General features: G+C 30.4%; 15 protein-coding genes. 8 read left to right on the forward strand and 7 right to left on the reverse strand.

All coding sequences use genetic code 11. The features are described from left to right. The first annotated feature begins 40 nt into the window (after positions 1-40). Both N5D03_RS09245 and N5D03_RS09250 read left to right on the forward strand, forming a co-directional pair. Positions 41-1,741 carry a tetratricopeptide repeat-containing sensor histidine kinase gene (locus N5D03_RS09245; protein ID WP_280051456.1) on the forward strand — a complete coding sequence of 567 codons (1,701 nt, stop codon included), beginning with the start codon at positions 41-43 and terminating at the stop codon, positions 1,739-1,741. 14 nt (positions 1,742-1,755) lie between these two features. Further along, positions 1,756-2,421 carry a response regulator gene (locus N5D03_RS09250; protein ID WP_219035053.1) on the forward strand — a complete coding sequence of 222 codons (666 nt, stop codon included), beginning with the start codon at positions 1,756-1,758 and terminating at the stop codon, positions 2,419-2,421. Here the strand turns inward: N5D03_RS09250 and N5D03_RS09255 are convergent. The 5 genes from N5D03_RS09255 to N5D03_RS09275 all read right to left on the reverse strand — a co-directional run bounded on the left by N5D03_RS09255 (position 2,418) and on the right by N5D03_RS09275 (position 4,511). Then, positions 2,418-2,954, reverse strand: coding sequence for a LysR family transcriptional regulator (locus tag N5D03_RS09255; RefSeq protein ID WP_280051457.1), 537 nt, complete (start codon positions 2,952-2,954; stop codon positions 2,418-2,420). The two genes, N5D03_RS09250 and N5D03_RS09255, sit on opposite strands and share 4 nt — an antisense overlap. A 12-nt stretch (positions 2,955-2,966) precedes the next feature. Further along, positions 2,967-3,101, reverse strand: a complete 135-nt coding sequence (locus N5D03_RS09260; protein ID WP_280051458.1) for a hypothetical protein — start codon at positions 3,099-3,101, stop codon at positions 2,967-2,969. A gap of 90 nt (positions 3,102-3,191) precedes the next feature. Beyond that, a complete protein-coding gene (locus N5D03_RS09265; protein ID WP_038332309.1) occupies positions 3,192-3,848 on the reverse strand; it encodes an SCO family protein in 657 nt (218 codons plus the stop codon). Beyond that, positions 3,841-4,137, reverse strand: coding sequence for a YHS domain-containing protein (locus N5D03_RS09270; RefSeq protein WP_038332307.1), 297 nt, complete (start codon positions 4,135-4,137; stop codon positions 3,841-3,843). Before N5D03_RS09270 ends, N5D03_RS09265 begins: the two co-directional genes overlap by 8 nt. Before the next feature lie 68 nt (positions 4,138-4,205). Further along, entirely contained in the window at positions 4,206-4,511 is a 306-nt protein-coding gene (locus N5D03_RS09275) for a hypothetical protein (protein ID WP_125348816.1), read from the reverse strand. Between the two features lie 209 nt (positions 4,512-4,720). Between N5D03_RS09275 and ppk2 (N5D03_RS09280) the strand changes: the two genes are divergently transcribed. The 6 genes from ppk2 (N5D03_RS09280) to N5D03_RS09305 all read left to right on the forward strand — a co-directional run bounded on the left by ppk2 (N5D03_RS09280) (position 4,721) and on the right by N5D03_RS09305 (position 12,564). Beyond that, positions 4,721-5,572 (forward strand): polyphosphate kinase 2, encoded by an 852-nt coding sequence (ppk2, locus tag N5D03_RS09280; RefSeq protein WP_125348817.1) that lies wholly within the window; start codon positions 4,721-4,723, stop codon positions 5,570-5,572. Between the two features lie 17 nt (positions 5,573-5,589). Further along, positions 5,590-6,408: a polyphosphate kinase 2 gene (ppk2, locus tag N5D03_RS09285; protein WP_125348818.1), complete on the forward strand. Its 819-nt coding sequence runs from the start codon at positions 5,590-5,592 to the stop codon at positions 6,406-6,408. A gap of 17 nt (positions 6,409-6,425) precedes the next feature. Next, positions 6,426-7,229, forward strand: coding sequence for a polyphosphate kinase 2 (ppk2, locus tag N5D03_RS09290; protein WP_280051459.1), 804 nt, complete (start codon positions 6,426-6,428; stop codon positions 7,227-7,229). Positions 7,230-7,344: 115 nt separating this feature from the next. Further along, on the forward strand, positions 7,345-7,695 hold the full coding sequence (gene rplS / locus N5D03_RS09295; RefSeq protein ID WP_019975296.1) for a 50S ribosomal protein L19: 351 nt from the start codon (positions 7,345-7,347) through the stop codon (positions 7,693-7,695). 296 nt (positions 7,696-7,991) lie between these two features. Beyond that, complete coding sequence (locus N5D03_RS09300) at positions 7,992-10,907, forward strand: SusC/RagA family TonB-linked outer membrane protein (protein ID WP_280035605.1); 2,916 nt, start codon at positions 7,992-7,994, stop codon at positions 10,905-10,907. A gap of 10 nt (positions 10,908-10,917) precedes the next feature. Further along, positions 10,918-12,564, forward strand: a complete 1,647-nt coding sequence (locus tag N5D03_RS09305; protein ID WP_280035578.1) for a RagB/SusD family nutrient uptake outer membrane protein — start codon at positions 10,918-10,920, stop codon at positions 12,562-12,564. Between the two features lie 67 nt (positions 12,565-12,631). Here N5D03_RS09305 and N5D03_RS09310 read toward each other — a convergent pair whose 3' ends face one another. Further along, entirely contained in the window at positions 12,632-13,555 is a 924-nt protein-coding gene (locus N5D03_RS09310; RefSeq protein ID WP_280050020.1) for a ribonuclease Z, read from the reverse strand. After that, a partial coding sequence (rdgB, locus tag N5D03_RS09315; protein WP_280051460.1) for an RdgB/HAM1 family non-canonical purine NTP pyrophosphatase occupies positions 13,552-14,105 on the reverse strand: 554 nt, incomplete at its 5' end. The genes N5D03_RS09310 and rdgB, both read right to left, overlap by 4 nt.

A 14,105-nucleotide genomic window follows, 5' to 3' on the forward strand; every position in this document is an offset into this window, starting at 1 on the left:
ATCCGTTTTTTGTTTAGCTTTAGGTTGTAAATATGGAGATTTGAGAAAAATTTTATTTTTTTATTTTATACTTTTTATTATTTCATGTCAACAGTCTAAAAACAAAGAGATTGAGCAGGATAATTTAGATAATAAAGCTTATGATAAAGCATGGAAGTTTTATGAAAAACAAGAGAATGATAGTGCTTATGTTTATTTTAATAAAGCATATTCAGAATTTATAAAACTGAATAACAAACATCAAGCATCAAAATGTTTGATAAATATGGCTTTTATTTCTAAAGATCAAGGAGATTGGTTTGGAAGCCAAGAATTAATTATTTCTTCGGTAAAATTATTAAACCCTAAAATAAGTGAAGAAAAAGAAACACTTTCTAGTGCATATAATATTTTAGGGCAAACTTCTCATGATTTAGGAAATTTTAATGATGCTATAGATTATTATCAAAAAGCAATTGATTTTTCTAAAGAAAAAGATGTTTATATTATCAATCAAAATAACATTGCAAATAGTTATCGTTACGATAAGCAGTATGATGAAGCGATAAAGATTTACCAAGAATTACTAAAAGATAAGAATACAATTGAAAATCCAAAAGAATATGCGCGAATTACTGATAATTTAGCATATACCAAATGGTTAAAAGACAATAAGTCCAATGTTATAAATGAATTAAATAAAGCGTTAAATATTAGATTAAAGGAAAATGATTTGTGGGGACAAAATGCAAGTTATGCGCATTTAACAGATTATTTTTCAAATTTAGATCATAAAAAAGCCTTGGACTATGCTTATAAAAGAAAACAAATTGCTTTCGAAAATAAGAGTGTGGGCGATAAATTAGAAGTTTATCAACAACTTATTTTATTAGAAAATCCTACAAATGCAAAACAATATTTTGAAGCTTATCAAAAGCTAAACGATAGTATTCAGTTAGAACGTAACAGAGCGAAAAATCAATTTGCGTTGGTGCGTTATGATTCGGAGAAAAATCGTGCAGATTTTTTGAAAGCTGAAGCAGAGAATGAAAAGAAGAAAAATGATATTTTAAAACTTTATATTCTAATCGGTTTATTGATCGTTTTGTTTGTTTTTGGATATTTTTTATACAGAAAAAGAAAGCAAAAATTAGAGCAAGAGAAAGTTTTGTTGCAACAAGAAAAGGTTTTGGAAGTCAAAAAAACAGAATTGAAATATTCTAAAAAAGTACACGATAAAGTGGCGAACGGAATTTATCATGTGATGTCTGATATTGAGAATAAATCAGAATTTAATCGTGATCAAATTTTAGATAAATTGGAAGTTGTTTATGAAATTTCGCGCGATATTTCTTATGACAAAATCGATGAAAATCAACAAGAAAATTTTGCAGAAAAATTAGCACAATTGATAAGTTCTTATGATTCGGAACAAGTCAAAATATATTTGATTGGAAATGAAAAAGAACTTTGGAGAAACGTAAAAGATTATGCTAAAACAGAGGTTTTCTTAGTGATGCAAGAATTGTTGACGAACATGAAAAAACATAGCGAAGCTTCACGAGTTATACTAAATTTTAAAGAAGAAAACCAACAAATTATTATCAATTATTCAGATAATGGAATTGGGATTTCGGACTTAAAACCTAAAAATGGTTTGCAAAATACGGTTTCACGTATTTCTAATCTAAACGGAGATGTTATTTTTGAAACTGAAAATGTGAATGGTCTAAAAATTAAGATCATATTTCCAATTCAATAACCTAAATAAAAAGTATGTTTAAAAAAGTATTAATTGCAGAAGATTTTGAGAGTTTTAATATTTCAATTCAGAAAGTTTTAAAAGATTTACATGTAGAAAATCCTGATTATGCTTTTTATTGTGATGATGCATTCTTGAAAGTGAAAAAAGCATTGCACGACAATCAACCTTATGATTTATTGATTTCTGATTTGTCTTTTGAAGAAGATCACCGCGAGCAAAACTTGAAAGGAGGAAGAGATTTAATTGAAGCTGTAAAAGCAATTCAGCCAAATTTGAAAATGATTGTTTTTTCGGTAGAAAAGAAAGCGGATATGGTGGATAATCTTTTCAAGGAATACCATATAGATGGGTTTGTGGCGAAAGGAAGAGAAGATTCGAAAGAGTTGAAAAAAGCGATACAAACTGTTTTTGCGGGCGGAATGCATTTGGAATTGGACATGAAACGTAGTATCAAACAAAAAAATACGTATGAAATAACTTCGTATGATGTTACGTTAGTTTCTTTGCTTTCGAATGGAATTTTGCTAAAAGATATTTCAAATCACTTAAAACAAAATAATATCAAACCTGCAAGTCTAAGTAGTGTAGAAAAGAGATTGGGCTCATTAAAAGAGTCGCTACAAATTACAAGTAATCATCAATTGGTTGCATTTTTCAAAGATTTGGGAAGTATTTAACCCAAATCTTTACACCATTTATTCTCGAAAATCTGTTGTAATTGCGCAATTTCTTTTTCGTAAATCGTATTTTTTCTAGATCCAAAATAAAGTGTATTTTCCAACGGTTTTTCACCTTGCCAAACCAATTTTATTTTACCAGAATTTAGTGCTTCTTGACATAAAAAGTCGGGAACAATAGAAAAGCCATTTCCATCGCTCAAACAACGAATAATAGAACTGATATTTGGGACAATATAATTTGGTTTGAAATCTGGATGTTCTTTAAAATTTTCTTTCCAAAAATGTTGCTCCGCAGCAGCTAATTTTTGAATCGGTTCTAAAATAAAATTATACAAAATTTTTCCTTTTTCAGTCGGAACCATTTTTCGCGCCGATCGATCAAATAATTTGTAGCCTGTATAGGCTTCTAACGAATTGAGATGTAAGATAACACCAGGTTGTGAAATAAATAATTGTTGTGCAGCAGCAGATAAAGTTCCAGTTTCGTAAATTGCTTTAAACGTTCTGAACCATTCAAAATTTGATTGCATAATTTCTAAATTTTAATTTTCGTCATAAGGTAAATCGTCAGGATCTACATCAATATAATCGGGGTTTGGTAAAGTCGAAAGTCGATACGCTTTTATCGTTTTCAACTCCAATAAATTTGCTTTTACAACGCGATGCATTTCGTCCATTAATTTTCCATCAGGACAAACAATAATTTGCTGTGATTTAGAAAATTATAATTAAAACAAAACCCTCCATTTTTAGGAGGGTTTTAAATTTTATTCTGCAAGAAGTTTTTTTATATCTTCTTTTAAAAATTCTATTTCAGGATGATATTTTCCAGCTAGAGAAGGTTCTTTTCCTTCAGGATCTTTGTAATTCAGTCCCGAATAAAACAGTATTGGAACACCCATTTTATCATATCGACTTCTGATATTTCCTTGTTTATCAACCAATGCAAGTTTTCCGCTGTGATTCAGACCTTCGGCAGTTGTTTCGTCTTTTCCAACATAAATATTGAATTTATCCGAAAGTTGCTCAATTTCTTCTCGATCCGAAGTCAAATAATGCCAATTCGGCGATTTTACACCAATTTGTTTTGCATATTCTAACAATCGTGCAGGTGTATCTCGTTTTGGATCAATTGTAATCGAAATAAAACCAAGGTTTGCTTCATTTATTTCATCTTCTATTGTGCGTAAATTGTTACTCATTACTGGACAAATCGTTGGACAACTTGTAAAGAAAAATTCTACAACGTACACTTTTCCTAACATATCACGATTTGTAATCGTTTGATTATTTTGATTCGTCATCGAAAATTCCGGAACTTTCATTACCATGTAAAGTTCATCTTTAGGCTTATTTTTTAACCAAAAAACAGTTCCTATAACGCCTAAAATAATAACAATAACGGCTATTAATTGTTTATTCATGGATATGTTTTTCAGGATTTTTTAGAAACTCTTCTTTGCACATTGTCGAACAAAAACCATACGTTTTTCCTTGGTAATTAGCTGTGTCACTCAAATGATCTGCAGTTTTCATTCCGCAAATTGGATCAACTTCGTTCACAACCGCAATATCCAATTTAGTTACAGCTTTCATTTCTTCGTGAGAAACATGCTTTACTTCAAAATTCTCTTGTTTTGTTTGCTCTTTATTACAAGAAAATAATGCAAACCCTAATACTATTAAAGAGAATATATTTTTTAAATTTTTCATTTTAAATTGTTTATTTGTTTTTAATTAATTGTTATCTGATTCTATAGTTTAGATTTATTAAAGAAAAATTAAACAATTGGAGGATGAAAAACTAAACGAATAATATAGTTAGAATTAATATCTTGATAATGATCAGTTGATAATTTATTTTTTTGCGTAAAATACTTTTTTGGAGAAATAATTTGTTTTTGAGGAACAATCGCATCTAAAATTTTGACCGAATTTTTGACAAAATGATTTTCTGGCTGATTCTTTTCACTTTTCGAAATTTCTTCTTTCAAATAGCAAAAACCATTACAAAGTAATTCGGGTTTTTCTCGATTTTCACAAAGTTCATTTGCGATTTCTTCATAATTCAAAACATAATCTATCATCGGCATTAAAGGACGAAATGCGATAGAAAATATGAGTGATATGAAAAATAGTATGCGCAAAAAACTAATTTATTGTCAAATTTAACCAAATTGATTGAGGTTGAATATGATAAAATTTATGATTTTAAAAGAAAGATTTATCATAATCTTCACTTTTATGTTCTGTAAAATTTTTACCTTAAAAAAGATTTTACAATCTATAAATATTTATGAAAAAAAGTAAGATTTTAGATTTTACAACAACCGAAGAACTAATGCATTTTTTGGTCGAAAATCAAGAAGAAAATCCTCTCTATAAAAATGTGATAAAGAAGTTTGAATATGAAAATGAGTTACTAAAACTGCAATCAGAGTTAGTAAATCTTCAAAATTGGATTTCGACAGAAAAGAAAAAAGTTGCAATCATTTTCGAAGGACGAGATGCTTCAGGAAAAGGAGGTACAATTCGCCGTTTTCGCGAGCATCTTAATCCGCGTTCTATGCGTGTTGTTGCATTGAATAAACCTACAGAAGTCGAACAAAATCAGTGGTATTTTAATCGTTATATCAAAGAGTTACCAAATGCTGGTGAAATTGTTTTTTTTGACAGAAGTTGGTACAACAGAGCAGTTGTAGAGCCAGTTATGGGATTTTGTACCGAGCAACAATATGAGCAATTTATGGTGCAAGTTTCAGAATTTGAACATATGTTGTACGAATCAGGGACATATATTGTCAAATTGTGGTTTTCTGTGACTAAAGAGGAGCAGCAAACACGTTTTGATTCGAGGTTAAATAATCCGCTTAAAAAGTGGAAATATAGTCCAGTCGATGCAAAAGGACAAGAGCTTTGGGATGAATTTTCGCATTATATCAATCAAATGTTTACGCGCACGCACAACTCTTTTTCGCCTTGGATTATTGTCAACGCAAATGATAAAAATACGGCAAGATTAGAATCTATTCGTTATGTGCTTTCTTTGTTTAATTATAAAGGAAAAGAGGATGCCGAAGTAAATTTAATGGTAGATCCAAATGTGATTGAACGTTATTATCGAATGGTAAAAGAATTGAATCATTAATTTTAAATTGTAAGAAAATGGAGCTAAAACCGAAAGATTTAAAATTAATCGAAACCAAAAAAGGTCTTGTTGGACTTTTACAATCTGATCATGGAAAGTTGAATTTTGCGAAAGCCTTGCGTACTGTAAAATATGAAAATAGGATAGAGCAATTACAAGAAGAATTGATAAAATTACAAACTTGGGTAGCCGAAAATAAACGAAAAGTTGTGATTGTTTTTGAAGGTCGAGATGCAGCTGGGAAAGGAGGTGCAATTCGTCGAATTGTAGAACATCTAAATCCTCGTGAACATAGAATTATAGCACTGCCAAAGCCTAATGAAGTAGAACGAGGACAATGGTATTTTCAACGTTATGTTCGTCAGTTACCACGTGCAGGAGAAATTGTTTTTTTTGATAGAAGTTGGTACAATAGAGCTGTTGTAGAGCCTGTAAATGGGTTTTGTACACAAGAGGAATATGAAACTTTTATGAACGAGGTAAATGATGTCGAGAAAATGTGGATTAATTCGGGAATATATTTGATTAAAATTTATTTTTCGATTACAAAAGAACAACAAGCAAAACGTTTTGCGGATATTGTAAATTCACCAACCAAACGATGGAAGTATAGCTCTGTAGATCAAAAAGCGCAAGATTTGTTTGATGTTTATTCAGCTTATAAAGATGTAATGTTTACGAAAACAAATACAGATTTTGCTCCTTGGAAAATCATTGATGCCAACAAAAAGTACAAGGCTAGAGTAGAGGCGATGGAATATATTTTGTCTAAAATACCTTATGATGATAAAAATAAACGTATTTTGAAACATCAAAACTTAGAAGAAGAAAATTAATTATCAAACCTAAAACTATGGCTGAATTTGATTTAAATGATTTAGAAAAAATAAATAATAATCAAGAAATCATTGATTTTTTGGTTAGACATGATATTATAAAAGAAAAGAAGTTCAAAGAACAACTCGCTTATGAGAAAGAATTAAAAGAACTTCAAGAAAAATTGTTAGAAATACAATCTAAAGTTATTCAAGAGAATAAACGTGTGTTAATTATTTTTGAAGGTCGTGATGCAGCTGGAAAAGGAGGAACAATTTCGAGAATAACAGAATTTCTAAACCCTAAAAAATATCGTGTTGAAGCATTACCAAAGCCGACTGAAATAGAACAAGGACAATGGTATTTTCAGCGATATTTTAAAGAATTACCAAATGCAGGTGAAATTGTATTCTTTGATCGTTCTTGGTATAATCGTGCTGTTGTAGAGCCTGTTTTCGGATTTTGTACGGAAGAACAACATACAAAGTTTATGAAACAAGTAGTAGAAGTAGAAAAGCTTTTGCAAGATGATGGAATTATTTTGGTTAAAATTTTCCTGTCGATTTCGAAAGAAGAACAAGCAGAACGATTACAAGATCGGAAAGATGACGAAATGAAACAATGGAAATTAGGAACATTGGATCAAAAGGCACAAGAGTTATGGGATGTTTATACCAATTACATTGACAAAATGTTTCAGCAAACAGGAACAGAAAGTTCATCTTGGCTAGAAATTGTGACAGATGATAAAAAAACTGCTCGACTTTTAGCGATGAAATCAGTCGTAGCACAATTAACAAATCAATCTTTTGAAGATGATTTAATAAAAATTCATTCATAAAAGAAAGAGAATCATTTGTATAATCAAGATTTTTGATTAATTTTGCACCCACATTGTTCAACCTCTGACGAAAGACGTTTAAGTTGCTCAATTCAAATAAATTGAAATTATAATAATGGAAAATTTAGTAAAATACGTACAAGAGAAATACGTAGCTAAAAAAGAGTTCCCAGCTTTCGCAGCAGGTGATACTATTACAGTTTATCAAGAAATTACAGAGGGTGGAAAAACTCGTGTTCAGTTCTTTAAAGGGGTTGTTATCCAAAGAAGAGGACAAGGAACTACAGAAACTTTCACAATCCGTAAAATGTCTGGAGATGTTGGTGTAGAGCGTATCTTCCCAGTTAACATGCCAGCGTTACAAAAAATTGAAGTAAACAAAAAAGGTAAAGTTCGTAGAGCTCGTATCTTCTACTTCAGAGCATTACGTGGTAAAAAAGCTCGTATCAAAGACGCTGCTTACTAAAAACTGCTTTTTTAGGAAAAATATAAAATCCGTTCGATAATCGAACGGATTTTTTTTGGCTGATTTTGAAAGTTTAATATAAAATATTAAATTTTACCATTTCTTAACATTCTATTAAGAGTTGAAAAAATAGTTTAATATTTTATTGAAACAAGTAATTCCTAAAATTATTCTATATATTCTTTTATTACTTGGTTTATTTTTGTATTTGAATTGTAGAGTAATTCTTAAGTGTTTTTTTTAAATACTTTTATTATTAACAATTTTAACACAAGAGATGAGAAAAAAAAATTAGAATTTTTAGTCTTCTTTTTGTTCTTGGATCGTTTGCTTATGCTCAAACTACAGGTCATGTAAAAGATTCTGTTGGTTTTCCAGAAGCAGATGTAGAGGTAAAAATAAAAGGGACTGATAAGGCAGCTTACACAGATGAAAATGGAGATTTTAATATTGATGCCAAAATCGGTGATATTTTAATTATTAAAGGCAAGGAAATTACTGTTACTTCTGGAAATTTAGGAGATTTATCTAGTTATTTTCAACAAGATAAAGTTGTAGATTTAGGAACTGCAGTTGTAATTGGATATTCTACACAGCGTAAAGAAGAAGTAACCACAGCAGTTTCAGTTGTAAGTGCAAAAGATTTAGTTGATACAAAATCTCCAAATATTACAAATTTATTGCAGGGTAAAGATGCGGGATTAACAATTATAAATAACTCAGGAAAACCTGGCTCAACAGGAAGTCTAAAAATTAGAGGAAAGTCTTCTATTTATGGAAATCAGGATGCACTTTGGGTTGTTGATGGAGTTATTTATCATAAAACGCCTGTTTTAAATCCAAATGATGTTGAAACGATTTCTATTCTAAAGGATGCTGCAGCGACTTCTCAATATGGTTCTCGTGGAGCAAATGGAGTTGTTATTGTAACAACAAAGAGAGGACGTGGAAAAGGGCTAACAATTAATGTTGATTACGCTTCTAGTTGGAATAAATTTAATCCAGGAAAATTTGAAGTGATGAATAGTCAAGAAATGTATGATAATTTCTTATCTATGAGTAAAGTTCCTACAGATCAGATTCCTTCAAAGGAGTTAGCTACTCAAAATTTTGATTGGGTAAAAAATGGAACAACTGTAGGTGTTGTACAAGATGCTTCAGTTAGCATTGCTTCTAATACAGAATTAACAAATCTTTATTCAACGATTAATTATTATGATGAGAAAGGAACTGTAAAAGGCTATGAATATGAACGATTATCTGCAAGAATTAATCTTGATCATAAACTTTCTGATCGTTTAACTTTCAAACCAAAATTAAACGCTACCTATACGACAGAGAAAGATCGTGAGCATTCATTGTATGATATGTATCTAAATATGCCTTGGGATAGTCCTTATGATAAAAATGGTAAGTTAATTAATCCAAATACTTGGGACGGAGGTACTTGGTATGGAAGAGATTATTCGAATTATTATTATGATTTGAGTACTAATTATGGTGAAGGAAATAAATTTGATATTCAAGCAAATATGGATTTTGAATGGAAAATTTCGAATTCATTAACTTTTCAATCAACAAATAATGTACAGTATTACTCAGAAACATCTATGTATTATGTAGATCCTAAATCTATCTCAGGAGCAGATTATGATGGATCTATTTATCAATATTCAGACAGAAGAATTGTACGCTTGTTTAACCAAATGTTACGTTATAACCGCAAATTTGGTTTACATAGTTTATCTGGATATGTAGCTTATGAGTATTCTGATTATGATTATAAAAATTTAGGAGCTACAAAACAAGGTGTTCTTCCTGGAACAACAGTTTTAAATAATGGTGTTACTCCGTTTAAATCTGAAGGTTTAAGAAATGATTACGCATTTCAAGCAGGTTTAGCCCAAGTAAATTATGGATATGATAATCGTTATTACGCACAAGCTTCTTATCGTTATGATGGATCATCTAGATTTGCAAAAGGTAATCAATACAAAGGTTTTTATGCAATTAGTGGAGGATGGAATGTTAGCAATGAAGCTTTTTTGAAAGATTCTAATACAATTTCGAACTTAAAATTAAGAGCTTCTTATGGTATTGTAGGTAATGTTGGTCCAGACAACAATCTATATATGTATTATCAATTATATTCTAACTCAGGGCAATACAATAGTTTGCCTGCATTAACACAAGGGCAGTATGGAAATAATGCAGTTTCTTGGGAAACATCTAAGGATACAAATATAGGTTTAGACATAGGTTTATTTAACCGAATTAATATGACTCTAGATGTGTATAATAAGAACACAGATGGATTATTGTTCTTCGTTAAATTCCCTGATACATCTGGATGGTCAGGCTATTGGGATAATGTAGGGGTTGTAAATAATAAAGGTATAGAATTCTCTATTAATGCTAACTTATTTAAGCCTTCTAGCGAATTTCAATGGAATTTAGCCTTCAATATAGCGAAGAATAAAAATAAAGTAAAAGAGTTGTATGGTGGTACTCCAATATTTGTAGATGCTACTGCAAATGGATACATGAAACGTATCGAAGAAGGATACGATATGGATACTTGGTATATGCGTAAATGGGCTGGTGTAGATGTTGCAACAGGTAAGCCAATGTGGGAAAAAATAGATGAAAAAACAGGAGAAATAACAACAGTTACCAATTATAATCAAGCAAGTCTACAAAGAATAGGAAATACTACTCCAGATTTTAATGGAGGATTTTCTTCAACAATGTCATACAAAGGATTTACATTAAGTGCAGATTTTGTGTATTCTAAAGGAGGATTAGCCTATAATGTTGGTAGAGAATTATTTGATTCTGACGGAGCATATCCATATTATAACCAAATGAAAATGCAAAGTGGTTGGAAACGTTGGACTGCTGCAGATCCAAACAATGCAACTCATCCAGAATTGGTCTACAATGGTAATGCTAACTCAAATAAAATCTCTAGTCGTTATTTAGAAGATGCTTCATTCTTAAGAATGAGAAGTTTAAGATTAGGATATAATTTTGATCAAAAAGATATTGAATCAATTGGTCTAAAAGGATTAGGATTATATATTTCAGGAGATAATTTGTGGACTGCTACAAAATATACAGGAGCTGATGTAGAAGCTGTTATTTCAGGAGATAGAACTTCAAATTATCCAAATCCGAAACGTTTCACATTTGGTTTAAATCTAACTTTCTAAAAAATTAAAAATGAAAAAAATAGTATATATATTGGCATCTGTAACTTTTTTGAGTTTAACATCATGTGACTTAGGTTATGAGCCTTATACAAGTATACCTGAAGGAGAAATTGATCATATTGATGGTTCTCCTAAAAACCTAACGTTAGGTAACTATAGCTTAATGAAGAATTGGGTAGAAAATTGGCATAGAATTACTGAATATCCAGGAGACAATGTTGCATTGAGTGGTTCTACAACAGATAATTTAATGAATAATTACAATTATCAACGAATTGTAAATAATAGTAGGGTAAATAACTATTGGGCATATTCTTACAAGATTATTGCTGGTGTTAATAGTACCTTGACGAAATTAGAAGAAGGTAAATCGCAAGAGGATGATCAATTAATTGCGGAAAATTTATATATCCGTAGTTTAATGTACTTTTATTTAACAAATGTATTTGGACGTCCTTATAATCAAGGTGCAAGTACAAATTTAGGAGTGCCAATTAAATTAAAAGATGATCCGTACGAAAATTTACCAAGAAGTACTGTAAAACAAGTATATGATCAGATTTTAACAGATTTAGATAAAGCAGAAGCTTTAATTAATGATGAAAGTCGTGATAAAGTGTACGCATCAAAAGAAGCAGTTTATGCATTATTGTCTCGTGTTTATCTTTACATGGAGAATAATCAAAAAGCAATTGAATATGCAAATAAAGTAATTGATTCAGGAAAATTTACATTAATTTCTAAAAATGAATATAAGAACTTTGCAGTTAATGCTCCTGAAAAAAATCCAGAAAATATCTTTTCAATCAAGTTTGTAAAAAATATTGATTACCCAGATGGAGGATGGTATACAATTGGTTCTATGTATGCAAATATTAATGGTTCTGGTTGGGGAGAAATGTATGCTTCACGTAAATATTTAGAGTTAGTTCGTAAATATCCACAAGATGTTAGATATTCTTTAATTAAACCAGTCTTAGATGCTGAAAAACCTAATGAATTACATGCATATTATGTAAAAGATAATTATCAATACGCTAGTGTAGTGGTAACTAAGTCAGGAACTGATTATAACTATACTGAATCTGGAGTAACGAAAACATTAATTAAAAAATCGAATGGAGCAGATGCTTTCCAATATTTTATTAATATTGAAGGAAAAGAAAGAACAGTTTTAGTCGATAATAAATTAGCAAATAGAAATGGATATTTAAAATATTATATTTTAAAATGTTCAGGCCAAGAAGATCAATCTCATTTATGGTCTCCAGTTATTTCTCGTTTAAGTGAAATGTATTTAATCCGTGCAGAAGCAAATGCAAAATTAGGAAATACAAATGCAGCTTTAACAGATGTTAATGTTATTCGTGAAAGAGCAGGCATTCCTACAGGAGGATTGTGGACTACAGCTAATTTAGGAGGTCTTTCCGCATTAGATGTTGTGATGCAAGAGCGTCAATTAGAATTGGCTTGGGAAGGTCATCGTAAATTTGATGTTTTCAGAAATGGATTAACAATGGAACGTCAATATCCAGGAACTCATTTATCAGGAAATAATCCATTTTATACAATTGCACCAACGGCAAATGAAATTGTAGAATATATTCCAGAACAGCAAATAAACTTATCTAAAGGAGTTTTAGTTCAAAATCCTTAATAGGTAAAACATTTATAAAACAAAAAAAATCCGTTCGATTATTCGAACGGATTTTTTTATATTTTAATTACAAACTTTTTATTTTTATTGTTTTCAACAATTCAGGTAAAGCGGTATTCGTAAATTCTTCTTGGGCTTCGATTAATAAAGGTTTATAATCGTGATAACGATTAGAAAAATGACCTAAAATTAATTTTTTTACATTGGCTTGTTTCGCAATCATTCCAGCTTCTTTTGCAGTTGTATGTCCAGTGTAAACTGCTAAATCTTTCAATTCATGCAAAAATGTTGATTCGTGATACAACAAATCGACATCTTTTATAATCGGAACAATATCTGGTTTATATTTTGTGTCCGAACAAAATGCGTAACTCAAAGATTTTTGCGCATCAAAGGTTAAATAATCATTCGGAATTATTTTTCCAGATTCTAACGTAAAATCTTTTCCATTTTTTAAATTTTGATAATCGCAGATTTCAATTTCAGGAAATTCTTCGATTGTATCCATATTCAATTTTCGAGGTTTTGGCTTTTCTCGAAAAAGATAACCATTGGTATACACTCGGTGATTTAGCGGAATAGAATAAACTTCAACTTTATCATCTTCAAAAACTAAAACAGATTCTTTTGTATGCAATTCATTGAAAATAATCTCGAATGAATTATTGGATTCTGTTAAGCGTAATTGTGTCGTAATAAATTCCTCAATTCCTTTCGGACCATGGATATGCAAAGGCATATCGCGACCAAGTAATTGAAGTGTGGAAATTAATCCAATCAATCCAAAAACATGATCGCCATGTAAATGCGATATAAAAATGTGGTTTATTCGGTTGAATTTTGCCTTTGCTTTTCGCAATTGTACTTGTGTTCCTTCTCCGCAATCAATCAAAAAATAGCGTTCTGCAATATTTAATAATTGTGCGGTTGGATGCGTAAAAGCCGTTGGTAATGCCGAATTAAATCCTAATATTGTTAGTTGTAAACTCAATTTACGTTTAGATTAATTAAAAAATCGTTTAATTTTTCGACAGCTTTTCCTCTATGACTAATGGCGTTTTTTTCTTCAGCAGTCATTTGAGCAAATGATTTTGAAAAACCATCAGGAATAAAAATAGGATCGTAACCAAAACCATTATCACCCATAATTTCGGTAGCAATTGTTCCATTTACGCGACCTTCGAAAAAATATTCTTTTCCATTCAAAATTAAACAGAAAATAGAAATAAAATAAGCTTTTCGATTCGTTTCTCCTTCCAATTCTTTCAACGCTTTTGCGATATTATCTTCGTCTTTTCCAGTACCTGCATATCGAGCAGAATATACACCAGGCGCACCATCTAACGCTTCTATCACTAATCCAGAATCATCTGCAAAGATATTTTTACCCGTTTTATCGAAAATAGTTTTCGCTTTTAATTGCGCATTTTCTTCGAAAGTTGTTCCAGTTTCTTCAATTTCATCAAAGAAATTAATATCAGTCAACGATTTCATCGATAGGTAAGAAGGTAACATTTTTGTAACTTCTTTTACTTTATTGT

This window comes from Empedobacter sp. GD03861 (assembly GCF_029840885.1).
Taxonomy (GTDB): Bacteria; Bacteroidota; Bacteroidia; order Flavobacteriales; family Weeksellaceae; genus Empedobacter; species Empedobacter falsenii_B.